Consider the following 21,625-nt stretch of genomic DNA (forward strand, 5'->3'; position numbering starts at 1 on the left):
ACGCATTTATCTCCTGGCATTGCCTAAGAAGCGGGCTTCACGCTCTTGACGGATTTGCTCATCTTGTTGTGCTTGTAGCACAAAAGTAATGGGGTGGCTGGGTTGGCTCAGGTCTTGTGGATTTGCGAGAACGGTCACTACCTGAATGCGTGACTCGCCAGCTGGTACGCTAATCGATGTATTATCTAGCGTTAAGCTAGGTAAGCCTGACGCACTGATTTGATAAGTGTGTGGCTCGTTATCGAGGTTACGCACTGTGAGACTGTAAACATTGCTGATTTGCCCTTCTCGGGTCATTTGGTAGAGCTGTGTGCGCTCGCGTTCAGCGTCGAAACTAAGCGGTATGCGGTCATTAACCGCCCAGGCAAACGCAACCACCATAATGATCAGTGCGGTAAAGTAGCCCAGTAGTCGGGGGCGTAAAATGTGGCTTTTTTTGCCTTCCAGCGAGTTTTCCGTTGTGTAACGAATGAGCCCTTTAGGGTAGCCCATTTTGTCCATGACGCTGTCGCAGGCATCAATACAGGCGGCACAGGTAATACACTCATACTGGAGTCCATCACGAATATCGATACCTGTCGGGCAAACCTGAACACATAGCTCGCAGTCGATGCAGTCGCCAAAGCCAGCTTCTCTCGCCTGAGTGTGGCTAAGCGACTTCTTGCGTCGACCTCTTGGCTCGCCGCGTGTTTCGTCGTACGACACAATCAGCGTGTCGCGATCAAACATGACTGACTGGAAGCGTGCATAGGGGCACATATAAATGCACACCTGTTCGCGCAGCCAGCCCGCATTTAAATAGGTAAATACTAAGAAGAAGCCAACCCAAAAATAGGACCAGCCATGGGCTTCTAGCGTCGGTAACTCCATTACAAGCGTGCGAATAGGAGTGAAGTAACCTACGAAAGTAATCCCGGTAGCCAGGGCGATCACTAACCAAACGGTATGTTTAGCCCCTTTTCGCCACGCTTTGTCAGCGTTCATTGACTGCTTGTCGAGCTTAATACGATGGTTTCTAGACCCTTCTATGCGATGCTCAACCCAGATAAACAAAAATGTCCAGACACTTTGTGGGCAGGTATAGCCACACCAAACTCGCCCAGCAAAGACGGTGATAAAAAATAGCCCAAAGGCACAAATAATAAGCAGCCACGAAAGCAATACAAACTCTTGCGGATAAAAAGTAGCAGCAAAAATATGGAACTCTCGGCCTGGCAGGTCAAACCATATGGCAGGGCGATCGCCCCAGTTCAGCCAAGGGAGCAGGAAAAAGCCCAGCATCAGTGCCCAGTTGGCGCAGCGTCTTACTTTTTGGAAGAGGCCTTTAATTTCGCGCACATAAATATGTCGGCGCTTAGCATACATATCCTGAGTGGTGCTTTCACCTGGGGTATGGTGCCCAACGGGCGGCGGCGTAATATCTTGGCTAGGTATTTTTTCCATGGCGATGATCGCAGCTCAATAAGGCAAGAATAGGCGGCAGCATGGATATCGTGGCGTTAAAACCTACGACGCTAGATAACGCAGCGGTATGCCGTGTCGCTAAACAATAGTGTAACGGATAGAGAAGGTGTCTGGATGAGCGATGGATGAAGAAAGGGTGCGGTATGAAACCGCACCCTTATACGCCTATAGATCTATGCAGCTAGCGAGAAACTAGTCGTTGAAGCGCAGGCTGTAGACATAGGCTGCCACTAGGTGAACACGCTCTTCACCGATATAAGCCGCTTGCGCTGGCATGTGGCCGTTACGACCGTTACGCAGCGTTTGGCGGACAGAGTCGGCAACACTTTGCCCTGGCGCTTGATAAAGCCAAATATCATTCGTCAGATTGGGTGCGCCCAAGGCGATGTTGCCCGTTCCACTCGGTGTATGACACGCGGCACAAGCCGCAAGGAACGTGCTTTCACCGCTGGCTGCACGCTCTGCATCGTGCTCCAAATCGGAGAGGGAGAGTACGTACTGGGTGAGGTTCTCAATGTTATTCTCACCTAACTGTTGCCAAGCAGGCATTAACCCATTACGCCCATTATTCAATGTCATCATGATGTTTTCCGGCTCGCCACCATAAAGCCAGTCATCATCAGTCAAGTCTGGGAAGCCGTAGCCCCCTTGGGCGTTAGAGCCGTGGCATACCGCACAGTTGTTCAAGTAAACACGCTCTGCTACCCGCATTGCTTCAGCGTCTCTTGCCAGCTCAGGAATAGGTATTTCCTGATACTGGGCAAAAATCGGCGTGAAGCGCTCTTCGGCATCAGCAACTTCTTCTTCCCACTGACTTTCTTGGGACCAGCCCAACACGCCTGCGTAGTTACCCAAACCTGGGTAAAGCACCAGGTAACCCAAGGCGAAAATGACGGTGAGTACAAACAATTGGAACCACCAACGAGGTAGTGCGTTGTCGTACTCTTCGATCCCGTCGGCCGCGTGGCCAGTGGTTTCGACATTGCCATCGGCATCTGGCGTTTTATCGGTTCGGCGGTTGGCAAATAAGATCCAAACGCTTAGTGCGATAGTGCCCAGCGTGATGACAATAATCCAGGCGCTCCAGAAGCTGGATAGGGAGTCACCCCATAAATTATTCATGTATTTTTATCTCCCCTGTCGTGGCGGGAATCCACTTCGTGTTTAGGCGAAGTATGCTTATCACGGGGCGGTTGCTTATCATCATCGGCGAAGGGCAGGTTGGCTGCTTCGTCGAAGTCTGGTTTGCGTCGCTTTGAATAGGCCCATATAAAGATGCCAATGAAAGCGACGATCAAAATCAGCGTGATAAGACCGCGGAAAGTTCCCGTATCCATAACTTAACGAGTGCCCTCGAGCACGGTTCCTAACTGCTGCAGGTAGGCCACCAGTGCGGTAATTTCCTGGGTGCCGCGAACCTCTTCTGTCGCAGTGGCGATATCGTCATCGTCATAGGGCACACCTAGTTGACGCAGGGCGCGCATTTTTGCCGGTGTTGATTCGCCATCCAGGGTGTTTTCAAACAACCAAGGATATGCAGGCATGACCGACTCGGGTACCACGTCACGGGGGTTATACATATGTGCGCGGTGCCAGTCATCGCTATAACGTCCGCCTACGCGAGCAAGGTCCGGTCCGGTGCGCTTAGAGCCCCACAGGAAGTTGTGCTCGTAAACCTGTTCGCCGGCTACGTTGTAGTGGCCATAGCGCTCGGTTTCTGCTCGGAACGGGCGAACCATCTGTGAGTGGCAGCCTACGCAGCCCTCACGGCGATAAATGTCACGTCCTTCCAACTCCAGTGCGGTGAGGGGCTGAAGACCCTCAACCGGCTCGGTCGTTTGCTTTTGAAAGAACAGTGGCACGACTTCGGCCAGGCCGCCAAAGCTGATCGCAACCAGGATCAACACGGCGAGCAGGCCAACGTTCTTTTCAACAATCTCGTGTTTCATTGGTCTCAACTTCCCCGGTTTAAGCGGCTTGTGGCGCGGAATAGCTACCAATCGTTTCGCGACGTTTGACAGTCATGTAAACGTTGTATGCCATGATCAGCATGCCTACGACCCAGAATAGGCCACCTATTAAGCGAACAAAGTAGCCTGGGCCGCTAGCTTCGACGGACTCCACGAAGGTATACATCAGCGTGCCGTCAGCGTTAATCGCGCGCCACATTAGGCCCTGCATAATGCCGTTGACCCACATAGCAGCGATATATAGCACCGTGCCGATAGTAGCTAACCAGAAGTGCACGGCAATCAAATTGACGGAGTGCATTTCAGTGCGCCCGAATAAGCGTGGGATTAGGTGGTACATTGAGCCGATGGTAATCATTGCTACCCAACCAAGTGCGCCCGAGTGTACGTGACCAATGGTCCAGTCGGTGTAGTGGGATAGCGCGTTAACTGTCTTAATTGCCATCATCGGCCCTTCGAAGGTCGACATGCCGTAAAACGAGAGTGCGACTACCAAGAAGCGAAGGGTAGGGTCGGTACGCAGCTTATGCCAGGCACCCGATAGCGTCATCATGCCGTTAATCATGCCGCCCCAAGATGGCGCAAGAAGAATAATAGACATGATCATACCCAGCGACTGTGCCCAGTTAGGCAGCGCTGTGTAATGCAGGTGGTGAGGACCTGCCCACATGTAGATCATAATCAACGCCCAGAAGTGGACGATTGAGAGACGATAGGAGTAAATCGGGCGTTCTGCCTGTTTTGGCACGAAGTAATACATCATGCCCAGGAAGCCTGCCGTTAGAAAGAATCCAACTGCGTTGTGGCCATACCACCACTGCACCATCGCATCTACCGCACCCGCATAAATCGACGTGGAGTACATTGGTGTCACGGGTATGGCAGCGTTATTAACGATGTGTAGTACGGCAACGGTTATGATAAATGCCGCAAAGAACCAGTTTGCTACATAAATATGAGACGTTGCGCGCCTTTTTATCGTCATCAAAAAGACAATGGCGTAGCTGATCCATACGACCGCAATCAAAATATTGATTGGCCATTCGAGCTCTGCGTACTCCTTGGTAGTGGTATAGCCGAGCGGCAATGACACTACAGCAGAGAGGATAACCGCTTGCCATCCCCAGAAGGTGAACGCTGCGAGCTTGTCAGAGAACAGACGAGTCTGACAGGTACGCTGTACGACATAGTAGGACGTCGCAAATAGCGCTGAGCCACCAAAGGCGAAGATAACGGCGTTAGTGTGTAACGGACGAAGACGCCCGAAGCTTGTCCAAGGTAAGCCGAGGTTCAGTTGCGGCCAAACTAGCTGGGAGGCAAGGATAACGCCGAGCGTCATACCTACAATGCCCCACACAACGGTCATGATCGCGAACTGCCGAACTACCTTGTAGTTGTAGGTCGGGTGTTCCAGTGCTGTGCTCATTTCATGTTCCCATCGAACGCGGTTAGGGGGTAACCCGTAGCATTTTGCATTAGCATTTTGCACGGGTGCGGCCACCCGCTTGATGATGCAGGTCAAGATCCGATATAGATTCTATCGCAGCCACGCCCTAAGCTGAACACGCCAATAGAAGTAACATTGAATTATTAGGAGTTAATCGTGTCGTATTACGCTGATTCTGGTTTTGTCGATATACACCCAGAAGCTTTGAGCGATGCGTTAGCTACTCCCGCTGTGCAGCGGTTTATGGTGGCTGGGCACGGCCCGCTCTCAATCGTGGGACTGCCTAAGGTTGGTCGAGTAATGCTCGCTCATGGCGCGGGGGCGGGTCATTGCTCTGCGTTTATGCGGCAATTTGCCGCGATGCTGGCAGCCCAAGGTGTACAGGTGCTGGCAATTGATTTCCCTTATATGCAGCAAATTAACGAGCAGGGTAAACGCCGTCCGCCGCCCCCAATTAAGCAAACGGTGGCTAATTTTGCCTCATGGTACGCGCTACTTGCACCTTTAAGCGATCAGCCCTTATGGGTTGGCGGTAAATCAATGGGTGGGCGTGTTGCGACTTTGTTCGCCAGTGAAATGTTAGGTTATAAAATGCTACGTTATAACGTGCATTGCCACGGTGTTATTGTCGCTGGCTATCCCTTCCATACCCCTAGAAAGCCAGATAAAACCCGCTTGGAGCACTTTCCCGCTATTAATTGCCCTGTGCAGATTCTGCAAGGTGAACGAGACCCCTTTGGCAACGTAGACGAGGTTTCAGGTTACATCCTGCCTGATAATATTAACGTTTCTTGGCTTGCTGATGGGGATCATGACTTTAAACCCAGACGTGTTTCTGGGTTAAGTCAGCAGGTTTTGATTGACGAAGCGGCCATACTTGCGGCATCCTTCGTCCGCGCTCACCAAGCAGGTGCAGCAGGATACGAGTAGCAAAAGGCAATGCGCTGGTTTAAATCGGAAATTTAAACGCACTGTATTGACATCTTCCTAAGCTCCTGTAGAATGCAGCGCCACGTGACCAGCGGGTGGTTAGCTCAGTTGGGAGAGCACCAGCCTTACAAGCTGGGGGTCACTGGTTCGAACCCAGTACCACCCACCATTTATTTGGTTGTTTGGAAACGTAAAGCAGTATGTGAAATAGTAGCAATTGATGCATTAAGTGGACCGGTAGTTCAGTTGGTTAGAATGCCGGCCTGTCACGCCGGAGGTCGCGAGTTCGAGTCTCGTCCGGTCCGCCATCATCAATTTTACTGTGTAGTATAAGTTATCGCTATTCGGACCGGTAGTTCAGTCGGTTAGAATGCCGGCCTGTCACGCCGGAGGTCGCGAGTTCGAGTCTCGTCCGGTCCGCCACGATAGCTTGTGTAGTTGTACCCATTGTAAAGCATACAGCTTTCGATGCCCGGGTGGTTAGCTCAGTTGGGAGAGCACCAGCCTTACAAGCTGGGGGTCACTGGTTCGAACCCAGTACCACCCACCATTTAGCTTGATGTTTTGAAGCGCCTCTGAACCGTTTCTAAATAGCTAGTTTTATGGTTAGAAAGAAGTGACTTAAAGTGGACCGGTAGTTCAGTCGGTTAGAATGCCGGCCTGTCACGCCGGAGGTCGCGAGTTCGAGTCTCGTCCGGTCCGCCATTTAAGCACTTATCGGCTTTTCAATTTAGTCGAACGAATTCTAAAAAAGCCCAGATCATTGATCTGGGCTTTTTCTATTGCGTGTAATTTAGTATCTCAAACGTATTGCGTGCAGCCATTAAGCTGCACGCTAGCGTCAGGCAATAGCGCTTACACCTGCTTTAGCAATCTGTACATCCTGGTCGGGTTTTACGCCTGAGATGCCGACAGCGCCGACGACGTTGCCATCTACAATGATGGGAACGCCACCTGATAGCAGGCCCTGTAGCGGAGCAGACAAAAATGCAGTGCGGCCACCGTTAATCATCTCTTCAAAAACTTGTGTCTCTTTACGGCCCAACGCTGCGCTGCGGGCTTTTTGTGTAGCGACATCTGCACTGAAAGGTGCAGCATTATCTAAGCGGCGCAGAGCGAGCAAGTGCCCTCCATCATCGGTGACGGCAATGGTAACTGGCCATCCGTTGTTATCGGCTTCTTTTTGAGCAGCATCTAGTACCTGAATGACATCGGTCTGGCCGAGAACAGCTTTGGTTTGCATCAAACGTTCCTTTTTATCAAGGGGAGAAAAGAGCCGCGCTCGTGTTTGCTTGTAAAAGCTTGTTAGCGCGGCAAAGTGAATTAGTGTTTATACCAGGGCAGCATCAACCACTTCCACCCAGTGTCGTACCGGGGTGCGATTGGCGCTAGCAAGGTGGGTTTGGCAGCCAATATTGGCAGTGACGATAACCTCTGGGTTGCTGGCTTCTAGCGCGTTGAGCTTATTGTCGCGCAGTTGGGTGGCAAGCTCCGGCTGAGTGACCGAGTAGGTGCCTGCCGAGCCACAGCATAGATGCGCATCTTTTACCGGCGTTAGCGCAAACCCGAGCTTGCTTAGCACGCCTTCAACCGCGCCATTAAGCTTCTGGGCATGCTGCAGTGTGCAAGGGCAGTGAAACGCGAGGCGTTGATGCTCTTTCAGCTGCAGCTTCTCAACTGGCTCATCGCGCAGTATTTCGACAATATCTTTTGCCAGTGCGCTGACTTTTTGCGCTTTCTCGGCATAGGCTGGGTCGTCTTTGAGCATGTCGCCATACTCTTTGACAAACGCGCCGCAGCCGCTGGCCGTTTGAACAATGGCTTCAGCACCCTGTTCTATCTGTGGCCACCATGCATCGATATTGGCACGCATGCGAGTACGGCCATCGTCCTGGGCATTAAGGTGGAAATCGATGGCACCGCAGCAGCCTGCTTCACTGATCGGGGTCACACTAATGCCGAGTCGATCTAGCAGTCGAGCCGTCGCTGCATTGGTATTTGGCGAAAGGCCAGGTTGAACGCAACCTTCTAATATTAGCACTTTGCGTGTGTGACGTTGGTTATCAGGACGTTGGCCTGCGTCTACTGGCGCCGGTGGCATCTTACTGCGTAGCTTGCCAGGCACCAGGGGCTTGAAGGTTTGCCCTAAGGTTAGAAGTGCTTTGAAGCGCTTAGGGTCTACCAGCATTTTACGCAGCGCATAGCGTTGGGCGCGCTCAGCCATGGGTCGAGGAACCCGGCGATCGATTTCTGCGCGACCGATATCCAAAAGTTTGTGGTACTCCACACCCGAAGGGCAGGTGGTTTCACAATTGCGGCAGGTTAAGCAGCGGTCTAAATGTAGGCGTGTCTCTTCGGTGACCTGATCATCGTCATCGCGGCTTTCCAGTAGCTCTTTCATTAAATAGATGCGCCCGCGAGGCCCATCTCGTTCATCGCCTAGTAGTTGATAGGTCGGGCAGGTGGCATTACAAAAGCCGCAGTGTACGCAAGTGCGCAGAATGCGCTCGGCCTCCTGAATATGCGGTTTTTGGCGATCAGCATCGGTAAAGTGCGTCTGCATGTCAGCTCTCCTGATTAAAACGCCGCATAAAGACGGCCTGGGTTGAAAATGCCGTAGGCATCCAACTCGGCCTTCAGGTTGCGATGATACTTTTCGACCACGGGGTTGAGTGGGGTGAAAGGCGATTCTGCTCCGCCTTGGGCATGGGGGGTAAAGCAGGTGGCATGACCACCTGCTTGCTGGCAAACCGTGCGCAGCGTATCAGCAGCCACGTTGGTTTTTATCCATCGCTGGCTGCCGCCCCAATCATAAAAAATATCGCTTTGAGGAATATCCAAGGCTAGCGGCGGCGTATTGGGGGGTAATGACAAGCGCCACAGTACTTGCCCTTCGTTCAAGCTGAAGAAAGCGTGCTGATGGTCGCGCAATTGCTGCCAAAAATCGCCAGGAAGTGACTCACCACCCAGGCGTTCTTTGGTCGCATTAACTGAACTTGCGCCACCTTCCAAACGAATAAATAGCTCGCCTGAGTGCCATCCGGCGGCGGTAATGGGCAGTGGCTGTCGCCCTAGTTCGGCGAGCTTACCCAATGCATCTTCAAGATCCATGCTTAGGCGAAGGCTGTGGCTGGCGGTGGGAATGGGAAGTACTTTAAATGAGATATCAGCGAGCACACCTAGCGTCCCCTGAGCGCCTGCCATCAAGCGTGAGAGGTCGTATCCGGCGACGTTTTTCATAACTTCACCGCCAAAACGCAATAGCTTGCCTTCTTGGGTGATCACACGGGTGCCTAAGACAAAGTCTCTCGCTGCGCCAGCCCATGGACGGCGTGGGCCGGACATGCCGGTGGCGACGGCACCGCCAATGGTGCTGGCATCGCTGAACGCTGGTGGCTCAAAGGCCAGCATTTGATTTTTTTCGGCTAGAGCTGCGTTGAGTGCGCTTAACCGCGTACCGGCACGGACAGTAACCACAAGTTCTACCGGGTCATAAGAGACAATACCGCTATGTGCCGCCATGTTGAGGGCGTTGCCTTCTACCGGCCGTCCGTAAAAAGCGCGAGTATCGCCACCTACTATGCGCAGTGGCGTGCGGTCGGTATAGGCGCTGCGCACCTGTTCGCACAGGTCGTCAGCGATATCTCGATCGGCAGCATGTATCGCTAGTTCAGTCATGGTGATTCCTAATAATTATGCTTCCTAGTGGTCAGTCGGCTAGGAGTGGCATCAGAAGCGTGGTAGTTCCGGATGCGGTAGTTCGTTGTTGTGCACATGCATGGCACCAAACTCAGCACAGCGCGCCAGGGTAGGAATATTTTTCCCTGGGTTGAGTAAGCGCTGTGGATCAAAGGCGGCTTTCAATGCATGGAATACCGTTAGCTCATCGGATTGAAACTGACTGCACATCTGATTGATTTTTTCGCGGCCGACGCCGTGTTCGCCAGTAATAGAGCCGCCTGCCGCCACGCATAGCTCCAGGATTTTTCCACCGACGTCTTCTGCCAGGGCCAACTGGCCCTCTTTATTGGCATCAAACAAAATCAGCGGGTGCATATTGCCGTCACCGGCGTGGAAAACGTTGGCAATCGCCAATCCACTCTCTTCCGATAGGGCGGCAATACCTTTAAGGACGCGTGGGAGTTCGCGGCGAGGAATCGTGCCATCCATGCAGTAGTAATCAGGCGACATGCGGCCCACAGCGGGGAAAGCGTTTTTTCGCCCTGCCCAAAACTTGGCGCGCTCAGCCTCATCGCGAGCTTGCTGAATATCGGTCGCCCCTGCTTTTTCTAAGACTCGGCGAACGGTTTGGCAGTCATCGTCCACATCGGCTTCAACACCATCTAATTCGCACAGAAGAATGGCTTCTGCCTCAACGGGGTAACCAGCCTTGATGAAATCTTCTGCAGCCTTGATGGCCAGCTTATCCATCATTTCTAATCCGCCAGGAATGATCCCCGCGGCAATAATGTCGCCAACAGCACGGCCCGCTTTCTCTACGTCATCAAAGCTGGCCATGAGTACCTTGGCGGTTTCGGGTTTGGGCAGCAGCTTTACGGTAATTTCAGTGACCACACCCAACATGCCTTCAGAGCCATTCATCAAGGCGAGGAGGTCAAAGCCCGGTGCATCCAGTGCTTCGGAACCTAGTGTCATGCGCTCGCCTTCAATCGTCATGACATCAACGCGCATTACGTTATGAACAGTGAGGCCATACTTGAGGCAATGCACGCCTCCCGCGTTTTCCGCCACGTTACCGCCAATAGAGCATGCAATCTGTGACGATGGGTCGGGCGCATAATAGAGCCCATAAGGAGCAGCAGCTTCAGAAATAGCTAAGTTGCGCACGCCTGGCTGTACCCGTGCAATACGAGCATCCGGGTCAACGTTAATGATGGTGTTGAAGCGTGACATCACTAGCAGGACGCCGCGTTCAAGGGGTAAAGCCCCCCCTGAAAGTCCCGTACCTGCACCGCGAGTAACGACCGGAACGCCCAATGCATGGCAGCGCTTTAAAAGGCCTTCTACCTGCTCCAGAGTCTCTGGTAATGCAACCAGCATGGGCAGGATGCGATAAGCGGCAAGGCCATCGCATTCAAAAGGGTGTAAATCCTCTTCACGGTGAAGCAGTGTTAAGGACGGCACAGCGTTCTGCAGATCTTCCAATACGTCTGCTTTATCGCGGTGAATGAATTCGCCGTCGAGGCGTTCATCGAAAAGAATGTTCATGTTAGCTCCTGTGGATGAGGAGGGCAGAAAGTATCTAATCACTTTATGGAAAAGCTTTCCATAAATAATAAGGCGGCACTGGAAAACTTTTGCATACTGTGAAAAGGCTAATCACGCGTTGATATCGCTTAGCTTACTGAGCAGTAGAACGTTTCTGATGGGTTGCTGGGTAGCCCAAAGGCTACCCAGCGTAGATGGCTCAATGTTGATTAACGATTTCCTGTCACATCAGAGGATCGGTAATGCCAATTACATAAAAAGCAATGAGCGCGATGATTCCAGTAAAGATCAGATAGTAGATTGTGGGAATAATTGTTTTACGAATCGTTGTACCTTCGCGGCCCAGTAGGCCAACCGTTGCTGATGCGGCGACGACGTTGTGAATCGCAATCATGTTACCCGCCGCTGCACCAACGGCTTGCAGAGCTACCATCATCGCCGTAGACAACCCAAGTGTTTCGGCAACGCTAAACTGGAATTCCGCTAGCATTAGGTTAGAAACGGTATTTGAACCGGCAATAAAGGCACCCATCGCCCCGACCGCAGGTGCAAAGAAGGGATAAATACCGCCCACACTGTTAGCTACCGCTTGGGCCATCATGACGGGCATTGACACAAGGTCCGCACCATTCACGCCAGAGTTAATCAGGATGCGCACCATCGGAACGGTGAAGATCAAGACAAAGCCAGCACCGAAGATGGTTTTAGTAGATTCAGACACGGCAGCGCTGATTTTCTGTGGGTTCATGCGGTGCAAGAAGTAGGTGACGATGACTACCGCGATAATAATGCCGCCAGGCAAATAAAGTGGCTGCACGCCACCGCTAACACCGGCCTCGCCTAAAATGTTGTTCCAGCTCAGGTTGACGGAGGTCAACGCGTCTTTCAGCGGTTCCACGATGCGTGAAGCAACCAAGAATACGGCGAGTAAAACGTAAGGAATCCAGCCCTTGAAAGTTGACATTGGCGCTTTGCCAGCGACGTCATCCAGCTTGATTTGCAGGTTGCCGATCCACTCGTCTGGCCATGAAGTTGATTCAGGGAAGTCCCAAGTATCTTTCGGCAGCAAGAAGCCTTTGCGAGCAGCGGGTACAACAATCGCTAAGCCCACCATGGCGCCAATCATAGACGGGAATTCTGGGCCTAAGAAAACGCCGACCAGCATGTAAGGCACGACGAACGAAATGCCAGTAAAGATCGCAAAGGGCGCAATGGATAGACCTTCTTTCCAGGAGCGGTTAGCACCGAAGAAACGCACCATGATCAATACCAGGATCAAAGGCATCAAAATGCCTACGATGCCGTGCGTGATGGCCACAGAGCTAGTGACTTGCTGGAAAAACACGTCCCACGTAGAGCCGTTGGCTTCCAACTGAGCAGTAATACCTGCGCGATCAAGCCCGCTACCCACACCAACAACAACCGGCGTGCCGACGGCACCAAAAGAAACCGGTGTGGACTGGATCATCATGCCGACAACAACCGCTGCCAGCGCAGGGAAGCCAAGCGCTACCATCAGTGGTGCAGCCACGGCGGCTGGTGTACCAAATCCTGAAGCACCTTCGATGAAGCAGCCAAACAACCAGGCAACAATCAGCGCCTGAACGCGACGGTCAGGGCTAATGCCTGAAAAACCGTTACGAATCGCAGTGATGCCGCCAGAATGCTTAAGCGTATTCAGCAGCAAGATAGCGCCAAAGATAATCCAAAGAAGGCCTGCTGTTTGAATCAGCCCTTGAATGGTAGACGCGGCAACGCGACTAAACGACATATCCCAAGCGGTCAGACCAATAATGGCTGCCGTCAGGAAAACAATCGGCATCGCTATTTTTGCGGGTATTTTAAAACCAATGAGCAAAATACCGGCAAGCAACAGCGGCAGAAATGCCAGAAGTGCAAGTGTAGTTTCATTCATGTTAGGAATGGCCCCTTGTTATTGATTTGGTGTACTCGGCAGATGCCAGCGTTCGTGGCAATGCTGGTCGGGTCAATGCGAAAGATACGGTTAGGTAGAAAAAATGGCTATATTGGATAATTGGTCTTACCAATTATGGGTGGTTGTAGGTGTAGGTCATGAGCCACTTTTTTAAATTTAACGATTTGTTTTTATTTGTTTTTAAATTTCCTCAATGCAGGATGTCTGCCAGCAAGCTATTAGACTAATAGACAGTACAGTTTCCATCCAAGAGAGCAGTACAGGGGCAAACGAGAGAAGATAAAATTTCTCGCCCATTCAGGTCATGCGATTGCTCCAGGATAATGTCCGTCGCTAGTGAATCTCGCCCCTTGCGTCCTTGTTGGCTTGCGCCCATTGTTGTTAGCGGATAATTGGTTCTAACCACGTTTCTTAACAATAAGGAGGCCGTCACGGTGGCAATAATCCTTTATGACTTATGCGGACGCGATGAACGCTTACGCTTTTCTCCCTATTGCTGGCGCGTTCGTATGGCACTGGCACACAAAGGTCTGGAATATACGACGGTTCCTTGGCGTTTTCGTGATAAAGAGGCACTTGCCTTTGCTAACTACGACAAAGTGCCGGTGTTAACCGATGGTGACACTGTTGTCACTGATAGCTTCGACATCATGCGCTACTTAGATAAGGCTTACTCTGCCAATCCAGTATTGGGAGAGGGGGTAAGCTATCAGCGTGTCCAATTTTTTAAGCTCTATGTTGAGCGTAGCGTTACCCCGGCACTTTTTCGAACGGTCGCACTAGATTTATTAGCGGCCATCCATCCTGATGATCGCGCCTACTTCCGAGAGACTCGCGAAGCCCGTTTTGGTATGCGATTGGAAGAGGTCAATAACCCAGAGCAGGGCCGAGCACAGCTGAAACAGCTGTTGGCCCCTGTGCGTGATCAGCTTCGGATTAGCCCATTTTTGGATGGAGAAGCACCTAGCGGAGCAGATTACCTACTATTTGGCAGCATGATGTGGGCATATACCGTGTCACTTGAGCGATTAGTTGACGCTAATGATCCGGTTGATGAGTGGTTTAAGCGTATGCTGGAGGTGCACGACGCAGTCGCGGGTAAGGCCGTCACTATTCGTGATCTATAATGTGTCAGGCGGCAGCGTTGCCGCCTGTATCAATCGTACGCACTAGTAAAGCCACACAAGCGGCTTATGCCGTATGTGTGAGAGGAGATGGCAATGATTGACCTGTATTACTGGACAACTCCCAATGGCCACAAAATCTCCATCATGCTTGAAGAAGCTAAGCTTCTTTATCGGGTAAAACCTATCAATATAGGGCGTGGTGAGCAGTTTGATCCCGAATTCTTAACCATTGCGCCGAATAATCGCATTCCTGCCATTGTTGATCATGCGCCTCAAGACGGCGGCCAGCCCCTGGCACTGTTTGAGTCAGGTGCTATTTTAGAATACTTGGCCGATAAGTGCGGACAGTTTCTGCCTTCCGAGGGTCGTGAGCGCTATGTCGTGCTGCAATGGCTTCATTGGCAAATGGGCGGGTTAGGTCCCATGGCGGGCCAGAACCATCATTTTTGCCAGTACGCGCCGCAGAAAATTGAATACGCTATCGGACGTTACGTTCGCGAGACGCATCGCTTGTATAGTGTGCTAGATCAACGCCTATCCCAGCAGCATTACGTGGGCGGCGATCGTTACTCCATTGCAGATATGGCGATTTATCCATGGGTTGTGCCATGGGAGAAGCAGCGCCAAACGCTAGAAGAGTTTCCTGACTTAGAACGATGGTTTGATGAAATAGCGCAACGCCCTGCTGTCCGAAAAGCTTATTCTTTGATCGAAGATGTCAACCCGCAGGCGGGGGGCGAAATGGATGAGCATGCACGTAAATACTTGTTTGGCAATCGCTAAGTAGTCACTGGTTGGTTGATGGGGTTGTTGTTGTCGGTGGCTAGTCGCAATGTTATGAAAAAATCATGTTGCGCTGCACAAAAAGCACTGCTAGCTTTGTTGTTAGTAAAGGCAACCGCCTGATCATCGACCGCTCATCGATGCGTGTCGAATCGCTAGCTCACTTAAGGAGATTATGTGATGAACAAGGCCGCAGAGAAATCCACCCAGCAGTTTGAGTCTGTCTTTGTATCGCCAATGCGTTCTTATACCTTGGCAGCGCTTGACTACTATCAGCAGGTTGTTAGCGCGCAAATGGATGCAGCACGTGCTTACTCAGATATGACTATTGCCCAGGCACGTACATGGTTAGACGTGAAAGATGCCGACAGCTTCAAAAAAGCCATGGAAAGTCAGCAAAAAACAGCGTCTGACCTAATGGAGCGCATGAAAGGAGACTCTGAAAAAGTCACCTCTATTAGCCAAAACTTTATGCAAGAGAGTCAGAAAATGGCGGAAGAGACCACTAAAAAAGCAGTGGAAACTGCTAAGCAATAAACGCTATTAATTGATAGATAAAATGCCGCACCGTCATCATCAGGTGCGGCATTTTTTTGTTTACACGCATCTGAAAGCGTTGTGGAGCGCTATCTCGCCAGGTACAAAAAAGAGTGGCTGTATGCGGTAAGTGGCTTTTCGCGGTGATGTGCCAATTACGGCAGCTGCTGCTCAGCCCGTACGTTTAGCCTAAAGCGGGCGATACGGATAATCTCCTTAATGGCCGTTTCACGCTCTTCAGCTAAACCATTGTGTAAGCGTACTTCAAACGCTGCCAAGATGGCGTGGCGATCAAGTCCCTTTACGGCAATGACGAAGGGGAAGCCAAATTTTTCTTTGTAAGCGGCATTAAGTTTTTCGAAGCGGGCAAACTCTTCAGGCGTACACTGATCTAACCCAGCGCCTGCTTGTTCGCGGGTAGAGTCTTGAGTCAGCTCGCCCGACATCGCCGCTTTGCCTGCTAAGTCAGGGTGAGCCTGTATAACAGCGATTTGCTGTTCAGGTGTTGCCCGCTGCAGCATAAGTCCCATTAGATCAGCTAGCGCGTCCGGTGCGTCATGCACATCGCTTAACCCTTCCTTCCAGGCAGCTTCTGCCACCCAGGGAGAGTGTTCGTACACATCGCCGTAATGTTGAGTAAATGTTTCCAAGCTGCATGTGCTAGGGGCGGGCGAAAGCGTGAGTGATGTTGAGGTAGACACTAAATCTCTCCAGTGTGTTTAATAATGGAAATACTGTATACAATAAATAGCATCAACGGTACTCTTTGACCAATAGGTTAAGTCGAACAACTATGATCAACAACCGTGATTATTAAGGAGTTGCTATGGGACGGTTAACTACTCACGTACTCGATACCGCCAAAGGACAGCCCGGTCAGGGGATCACTATTGACGTGTTTCGTTTGGCAGGGAACACGCGCGAACACTTGTGCAGTGTCATCACCAACAGTGATGGTCGTTGTGATGCGCCTATTTTGGAAGGTGATGCCCTAACGGTAGGCGAGTATGAGCTGGTTTTCCATGCAGGTGACTATTTACGCGCCCAAGGCATTGCTTCCCAAGAGCCGCGCTTTCTAGACGTAATTCCTTTACGTTTTGGCGTTGCGGATGCCAGCCAGCATTACCATGTGCCGCTGCTGCTATCTCCTTACAGCTACTCCACCTACCGCGGTAGCTGAGAGGGTCTGTTATGCAAGCTTATATTATTGATTTTGTTAATTTACTGCTTCGCTGGTTGCACGTTATCGCGGCTATTGCCTGGATCGGTGAGTCGATCTATTTTGTCATGCTGGATAACGGCTTAAGAACGCCGAAAGCAGCCGAAGATCGTGAAAAGGGCGTATTTGGAGAGATGTGGGCCGTGCATGGCGGCGGTTTCTACCATAACCAAAAGTATGCCACCGCGCCTGCCAAGCTGCCGAATGACCTTCACTGGTCGTTCTGGAAAGCCTATACGACGTGGCTTTCGGGTTTTGCCCTGTTCGTTATTCTTTATATGGCAAACCCAGGCTTCTATCTAGTTAACCCCAACAGTAACTGGGCGTGGGCAGCCAGTATGACAGGCTGGCAAGCCAATCTTCTTGCGTTGGCTTTCTTGCTCGGTGGTTGGGTGGTCTACAACGAGCTATGTAAACGCATAAGCCCTAACATGAACCGTGATGGTCTTCTCAGCGTTGCAGTTGCGGTGATGATGATCGTGGTTGCTTATTTAAGCACCCAGATGTTTACCGGGCGTGCCGCTTTCTTATTAACAGGGGCTGTGATGGCCACTGCCATGTCGGCCAACGTGTTCTTTTGGATTATTCCCGGCCAACGCCGCATGGTGAAAGCCATGAAGGCAGGCGAGACGCCTAACCCATTAGATGGCAAGCGGGGCAAGCAACGTTCGGTGCACAACACCTACTTTACGTTGCCGGTAGTGCTGTTGATGGTGAGTAACCACTACTCTTTCATCTACTCCCACGAGCTTTCCTGGGTAGTGATGGTGCTGTTTATTTTTGCCGGAGCCCTTATTAGGCAATTCTTTGTATTAATGCATGCAGGAAAAACGCAGCCTGCCTATCCTGCCGTTGGGATAGGGCTTATTCTATTAGCATTCTGGGTGGCAGCACCTAGCTCCAATGCTGGTAATGCAAGCGCCGCGGGCGTGCCCAGCCAAGCTCAAATTTCGGGGTTAATTGATCAGCATTGTACTCAATGCCATGCTCGTAACCCTGAACATGCTGGTTTTTCAGCGCCGCCCGCAGGCTTCGCATTTGATACTTGGGATGAAATCCTGGGCCATCAGGCGCAAATCCAGCAAGTCGTCGCGAGTCGGTATATGCCACTTGGCAATATCACCAACATGAGTGATGAAGAGCGCGATATCATTGCCGCGTGGGAGGAGTGATTAAAGTCGCAGACAGGAGACCCTATGAGTGATGCGCAGGCGGCGTTAAAGCAAAGACCCTCGGAAAAAGAAGGCGAGGAGCGTCACGAGTCAATCTATCGTGCGGTTAGCGACGCCATTGTAGAGCAGCGGCTAAAGCCGGGTGCTCGGCTGCGCGAAGACGCCTTGTCTGATGTCTTTGGCATCAGCCGTACCGGCATTCGTAAAATCTTGCAGCGCTTAGCGTTAGAGCAATTAGTGACGCTCACGCCACGTCGTGGAGCCAGCGTGACACGGCCTACTGCCGAAGAGGCTAAGGATGTGTTCGACGCACGCCAGATGATTGAGTGTGGACTAATGCCTGACGTGGCAAGGCGGATCGGAGAGAAAGAAGCCGCTGAACTGCGTGAGATGGCTCGCCAAGAACGTCAGGCGTTGCGCAATGGCCAGCAGAGCATCGCCATCCGTTTGTCTGCGGATTTTCATGTGCGCCTTGCCCAGCTTTCGGGTAACGCAACGCTGGCCGAGTTTGTTGAGCGGTTGTGTTCACGGTCATCATTGATTTTGGCGGTTTACGGTCATCGCGGCCACTTAGGCTGTGAATCCCACGATCACGATGATTTGATCGGCTACCTGGAGGCGGGTAACGGCGAGCGAGCGAAAGCGTTTATGAGCCGCCATCTCAAAGCGATTGAAGCCTCACTTTCAATGGTTGAAGAAGAAGAGAATGTGCCAGACTTGCAGCAGATTTTTGGTGGTTAAGTCTATTCAGTGGTGAAAATAGGCAGTGAAAAAGCCCAGACCTGAAGGCCTGGGCTTTTTTGTGAAGGTAGGTAGTAAATGCTGTTTGAGTGTTTATACCGCAGGAGCGGGCGCAGTCTTAAACTGGCGCATTAAGCCAAAGTAGAATAGCCCTCCTAACCCCGCGCCAAGCAGCCAGCCATAACCGCCAAGGCTTTCGAACGCGGGCACGACGACCGTAGAAAGCGAGAACAGCGCTGCACCGCTGAAGGCAATCAGTGCGCGGGTATTCCAGCCTTTTACGTAATAGTAGGCGCTACTGGGAGCGGAGGAGAACAACTCTTGCATATTGAGCTCCTGGCGCTTAATGAGATAGTAGTCCACCACGATAATACCGTAGAACGGCGCAACGATTGCACCCAGGGTATTCACAAAGCCAGGCACGCCGATTTGGCTAATCACTGAGATCCACAGCGCGCCCACAAAGAAGGCAATCACTGCGGTAATCAGGCCTCCCATTTTAAAACTGATTTTGCTGGGAAACAGGTTGGCAAGGTCGTAAGCCGGGGGGATGAAGTTAGCCACCAGGTTAATGCCTACCGTCGCGGCAAAGAACGTGAGTGCGGCCACAATGGTCAATGGCAGAGAGTCAACGCGTTCAACAATATCAGCGGGGTTGGTCAGTGCATCCCCAAACAGCACCAATGTTCCGGCAGTGATGATCAGCGCAATAAATGAGAAAAACGCGACGTTCAGTGGCAGGCCGAGCAAGTTGCCAAGCTTCATTTGGCGCTCTGTTTTCACAAAACGGGTGAAATCACCAAAGTTAATCACTACCGCCGCAAAATAGGCCACCATGGTGCCAACAATCGCCAGGAACGCGCCAAGGCTGCTGCCACTGTACTCACCGCTGCCGCTAAAAATAGTGCTCACTGCGGGAAGTAGTTCGCTGCCTGCCTGGAACCACACAATGATCATGAGTACGACCATCACTAGGTAAACCAGCGGGCCTGCCCAGTTTAGAAAGTGCTTGATGCGCTCAATGCCTTGCCAGAAAATGGCGATTTGAAATAACCAGACGATAATGAACGACACCCAGGCAACGCCTGATAGGCCTAGAAAAGTGCTGCCATTGCCTGCCCCGAAAAGTGCCGTGATGAGCAGCGCCACAGCCGTCGATGCAAAGTAGGTCTGTACGCCATACCAAAAAATGCCAACGATGGCGCGTAACATCGCTGGCAAGTTAGCCCCTCGCACTCCCATGCTGGCGCGAACCATAACAGGAAAAGGGATGCCGTATTTGACGCTTGGTTTACCGGTCAGGTTAACCAAAAACATAACAATGACGCCGGCCAGAATGATCGCGGTCATGACCGCCCAGCCATTCAGTCCATAGGACAGGAACAGTGACGCCGCTAGGGTGTAGCCAAACAGGCTTTGAATATCGTTCGACCACACGTTGAAGATTTCAAACGCTCCCCAGTTACGGTCTTGGGGTTTTAAGGGCGCAAGATCTTCATTGTAAAGGGTGGGGTCAATGTGCTGTATGTCGAGCTCACTGTCAGACGGTTTATTCATCATCAATGCTCTCTTGTCGAAATGTGTGCCTGCCACACATAGTGGGCAGGCAGGTACAAGGCATATTTACTGAGTGAAACGCTGGCAGGCAGACCAATGTTTCATCAGTAGGTAGTAGGTCAGCCCTGCGGGTATCAGGCTTGCGTACCAAGAGATTGAAGAGAATGTCAGCGCGGCAATAATGCCCACCACTGTAGCAATTAAGGCGGCAATGTTGAGCCCCTGATAAGGGCCGGAAGGGTCGTAAAGCTTGCTGATATCTAACGTGCGGCGGCGGATGATGTAGTAATCCACAACGAGAATGGCAAAGATAGGACCAAGGAACGCCGAATACGTTTGTACGAAGAGTTGTAGGCCAGCAGCCGACTCAGGCTGAACAAGCTTCCAAGGGAAGGTGGCAAATGCCAGTAACCCAACAATAATAGTAGCGACCGGAAATTTAAGTTTGAATACGTCCATCAATATGTAGGTGGGTGGCACCACGTTGTTAAGCACGTTGGTGGTTACCTGCGCAAAAGCGATGAATAGCAGCGTGGTCATTAGTAGTGGCGTGTTGTCCACGGCGTTCGCAAATACTTGGATGGGGTCTGCTGTGCCCGTTGCCTCTGACACCATGTAGCCAATCAAGCCCATAAACAGCGTACACGGCAAAATCGACATGGCGTAAATGGTGGTTAACAGGCTCTGTTTGGTACCTTTCTTATGCTCTCGTGAATAGTCACTGACATTGAGCATCATGGTGCTGTAGATGCCCAGGAACAGCATGGTGGCACTCCAGAACGGCAAGCCCCAAGAGCCTTCCATGGTCAAAATGCTGGCCGACAGTTCATCGCCGTAGCGTTGTACTGTGGCGTAAAACATATACATCAGCGAAAGCAAAATAAAGACGCTGCCGATATTCTCAAGCCATTTAATGCCCTGAAAGCCCAGCACCGACAAACCAATCTGCAGAAATTGGAAGGTAATAAAGTAGAAAATTAAATTATCGAAGCCGAACAACGTGGCAGACACCATATTCAGTGCACCTGCGCCAATCCAGCTTTGAAAGCCATACCACACTACCGCAGGCACAGCCCTTACAAGACCAGGAATACGGGTGCCGGTAAAGCCGAAGGCACTACGTGCCTGCACCATAAAAGGAATGCCATATTTGTAGCCAGCTGCACCGTTAATCGCTAGTGCAATGCCGATTACAAAGCAGCCAATCGCAATAGCTAGTGTGGCTTGCAGTAGGTTTAAGGTGCCCACCACGCTTGAACCCATGGCGAAGGTGCCAATTGAGACACACCCACCAAACCAGGCTAAAAAGTAGGAGGTTCGCCCCATAATTCGCGTGCTTTGCGGTGCTAAGCTTTCAGCGCCTGGTGCTTTGCTGTCTGTTGCGACGTTCGCATCAGACGATTCTTCTGACGTAAGAATCGGGTTGGAGTTGCTCATGTTTCCGTCCTCGCAAGATTATCGGTGTTATTGGCAGCTTGAGCGCATTACGCGCTCAAGGGATGCTTGCGGCATG

20 protein-coding genes and 5 tRNA genes are annotated in these 21,625 nt (G+C 51.5%); 12 read left to right on the forward strand and 13 right to left on the reverse strand.

The features are described from left to right. Positions 1 to 6 precede the first annotated feature (6 nt). From ccoG to ccoN, 5 genes are all read right to left on the reverse strand, one after another. A complete protein-coding gene (ccoG, locus tag L1X57_RS09400; protein ID WP_009721301.1) occupies positions 7 to 1,443 on the reverse strand; it encodes a cytochrome c oxidase accessory protein CcoG in 1,437 nt (478 codons plus the stop codon). Between the two features lie 213 nt (positions 1,444 to 1,656). Continuing rightward, the gene (ccoP, locus tag L1X57_RS09405; RefSeq protein WP_009721302.1) at positions 1,657 to 2,586 is read right to left on the reverse strand and encodes a cytochrome-c oxidase, cbb3-type subunit III; all 930 of its coding nucleotides are present in this window, start codon (positions 2,584 to 2,586) and stop codon (positions 1,657 to 1,659) included. After that, positions 2,583 to 2,801: a CcoQ/FixQ family Cbb3-type cytochrome c oxidase assembly chaperone gene (locus L1X57_RS09410; protein ID WP_009721303.1), complete on the reverse strand. Its 219-nt coding sequence runs from the start codon at positions 2,799 to 2,801 to the stop codon at positions 2,583 to 2,585. Before L1X57_RS09410 ends, ccoP begins: the two co-directional genes overlap by 4 nt. A gap of 3 nt (positions 2,802 to 2,804) precedes the next feature. Then, the gene (ccoO, locus tag L1X57_RS09415; protein ID WP_009721304.1) at positions 2,805 to 3,413 is read right to left on the reverse strand and encodes a cytochrome-c oxidase, cbb3-type subunit II; all 609 of its coding nucleotides are present in this window, start codon (positions 3,411 to 3,413) and stop codon (positions 2,805 to 2,807) included. A 19-nt stretch (positions 3,414 to 3,432) separates the two neighbouring features. Next, positions 3,433 to 4,860 (reverse strand): cytochrome-c oxidase, cbb3-type subunit I, encoded by a 1,428-nt coding sequence (gene ccoN / locus L1X57_RS09420; protein ID WP_009721305.1) that lies wholly within the window; start codon positions 4,858 to 4,860, stop codon positions 3,433 to 3,435. Between the two features lie 177 nt (positions 4,861 to 5,037). Between ccoN and L1X57_RS09425 the strand changes: the two genes are divergently transcribed. The 6 genes from L1X57_RS09425 (at position 5,038) to L1X57_RS09450 (ending at position 6,516) form a co-directional block, all read left to right on the forward strand. Beyond that, positions 5,038 to 5,811, forward strand: a complete 774-nt coding sequence (locus tag L1X57_RS09425; RefSeq protein ID WP_009721306.1) for an alpha/beta fold hydrolase — start codon at positions 5,038 to 5,040, stop codon at positions 5,809 to 5,811. Between the two features lie 93 nt (positions 5,812 to 5,904). Further along, positions 5,905 to 5,980 (forward strand) — tRNA-Val (locus tag L1X57_RS09430). Between the two features lie 62 nt (positions 5,981 to 6,042). Further along, positions 6,043 to 6,119 (forward strand) — tRNA-Asp (locus L1X57_RS09435). A gap of 38 nt (positions 6,120 to 6,157) precedes the next feature. Continuing rightward, positions 6,158 to 6,234, forward strand: a tRNA-Asp gene (locus L1X57_RS09440). Positions 6,235 to 6,285: 51 nt separating this feature from the next. After that, positions 6,286 to 6,361, forward strand: a tRNA-Val gene (locus tag L1X57_RS09445). Positions 6,362 to 6,439: 78 nt separating this feature from the next. Next, positions 6,440 to 6,516: transfer RNA gene (locus L1X57_RS09450), tRNA-Asp, on the forward strand. A 136-nt stretch (positions 6,517 to 6,652) separates the two neighbouring features. Here the strand turns inward: L1X57_RS09450 and L1X57_RS09455 are convergent. The 5 genes from L1X57_RS09455 to L1X57_RS09475 form a co-directional block, all read right to left on the reverse strand. After that, complete coding sequence (locus tag L1X57_RS09455; protein ID WP_009721307.1) at positions 6,653 to 7,054, reverse strand: GlcG/HbpS family heme-binding protein; 402 nt, start codon at positions 7,052 to 7,054, stop codon at positions 6,653 to 6,655. Between the two features lie 87 nt (positions 7,055 to 7,141). Further along, positions 7,142 to 8,374 carry a glycolate oxidase subunit GlcF gene (gene glcF / locus L1X57_RS09460; protein ID WP_009721308.1) on the reverse strand — a complete coding sequence of 411 codons (1,233 nt, stop codon included), beginning with the start codon at positions 8,372 to 8,374 and terminating at the stop codon, positions 7,142 to 7,144. Between the two features lie 14 nt (positions 8,375 to 8,388). Beyond that, positions 8,389 to 9,489, reverse strand: a complete 1,101-nt coding sequence (gene glcE / locus L1X57_RS09465) for a glycolate oxidase subunit GlcE (RefSeq protein WP_009721309.1) — start codon at positions 9,487 to 9,489, stop codon at positions 8,389 to 8,391. A 51-nt stretch (positions 9,490 to 9,540) separates the two neighbouring features. Further along, on the reverse strand, positions 9,541 to 11,040 hold the full coding sequence (glcD, locus tag L1X57_RS09470) for a glycolate oxidase subunit GlcD (RefSeq protein ID WP_009721310.1): 1,500 nt from the start codon (positions 11,038 to 11,040) through the stop codon (positions 9,541 to 9,543). A gap of 223 nt (positions 11,041 to 11,263) precedes the next feature. Then, positions 11,264 to 12,955: an L-lactate permease gene (locus tag L1X57_RS09475; RefSeq protein ID WP_009721311.1), complete on the reverse strand. Its 1,692-nt coding sequence runs from the start codon at positions 12,953 to 12,955 to the stop codon at positions 11,264 to 11,266. A gap of 455 nt (positions 12,956 to 13,410) precedes the next feature. Here L1X57_RS09475 and L1X57_RS09480 point away from each other — a divergent pair, with 455 nt between their 5' ends. The 3 genes from L1X57_RS09480 (at position 13,411) to L1X57_RS09490 (ending at position 15,423) form a co-directional block, all read left to right on the forward strand. After that, positions 13,411 to 14,103, forward strand: coding sequence for a glutathione S-transferase family protein (locus L1X57_RS09480; protein ID WP_009721312.1), 693 nt, complete (start codon positions 13,411 to 13,413; stop codon positions 14,101 to 14,103). 93 nt (positions 14,104 to 14,196) lie between these two features. Then, on the forward strand, positions 14,197 to 14,886 hold the full coding sequence (locus L1X57_RS09485) for a glutathione binding-like protein (RefSeq protein ID WP_009721313.1): 690 nt from the start codon (positions 14,197 to 14,199) through the stop codon (positions 14,884 to 14,886). A gap of 180 nt (positions 14,887 to 15,066) precedes the next feature. After that, on the forward strand, positions 15,067 to 15,423 hold the full coding sequence (locus L1X57_RS09490; protein WP_009721314.1) for a phasin family protein: 357 nt from the start codon (positions 15,067 to 15,069) through the stop codon (positions 15,421 to 15,423). 155 nt (positions 15,424 to 15,578) lie between these two features. On the opposite strand, the gene uraD is transcribed toward L1X57_RS09490, so the two are convergent. After that, positions 15,579 to 16,124: a 2-oxo-4-hydroxy-4-carboxy-5-ureidoimidazoline decarboxylase gene (gene uraD, locus L1X57_RS09495; protein WP_009721315.1), complete on the reverse strand. Its 546-nt coding sequence runs from the start codon at positions 16,122 to 16,124 to the stop codon at positions 15,579 to 15,581. Between the two features lie 125 nt (positions 16,125 to 16,249). Between uraD and uraH the strand changes: the two genes are divergently transcribed. Genes uraH through L1X57_RS09510 form a run of 3 tightly spaced genes read left to right on the forward strand, consistent with a single transcriptional unit; the run spans position 16,250 to position 18,555 of the window. Continuing rightward, positions 16,250 to 16,603: a hydroxyisourate hydrolase gene (gene uraH / locus L1X57_RS09500; RefSeq protein ID WP_009721316.1), complete on the forward strand. Its 354-nt coding sequence runs from the start codon at positions 16,250 to 16,252 to the stop codon at positions 16,601 to 16,603. An 11-nt stretch (positions 16,604 to 16,614) separates the two neighbouring features. After that, positions 16,615 to 17,814: a urate hydroxylase PuuD gene (locus L1X57_RS09505; RefSeq protein WP_009721317.1), complete on the forward strand. Its 1,200-nt coding sequence runs from the start codon at positions 16,615 to 16,617 to the stop codon at positions 17,812 to 17,814. A 24-nt stretch (positions 17,815 to 17,838) separates the two neighbouring features. Beyond that, positions 17,839 to 18,555: a GntR family transcriptional regulator gene (locus L1X57_RS09510; RefSeq protein WP_009721318.1), complete on the forward strand. Its 717-nt coding sequence runs from the start codon at positions 17,839 to 17,841 to the stop codon at positions 18,553 to 18,555. A 93-nt stretch (positions 18,556 to 18,648) separates the two neighbouring features. On the opposite strand, the gene L1X57_RS09515 is transcribed toward L1X57_RS09510, so the two are convergent. After that, positions 18,649 to 20,115 (reverse strand): NCS1 family nucleobase:cation symporter-1, encoded by a 1,467-nt coding sequence (locus L1X57_RS09515; protein WP_009721319.1) that lies wholly within the window; start codon positions 20,113 to 20,115, stop codon positions 18,649 to 18,651. Positions 20,116 to 20,178: 63 nt separating this feature from the next. Beyond that, on the reverse strand, positions 20,179 to 21,549 hold the full coding sequence (locus tag L1X57_RS09520; RefSeq protein WP_009721320.1) for an NCS1 family transporter: 1,371 nt from the start codon (positions 21,547 to 21,549) through the stop codon (positions 20,179 to 20,181). Between the last annotated feature and the right edge of the window lie 76 nt (positions 21,550 to 21,625).

Source organism: Halomonas sp. TD01 (genome assembly GCF_923868895.1).
GTDB lineage: Bacteria > Pseudomonadota > Gammaproteobacteria > Pseudomonadales > Halomonadaceae > Vreelandella.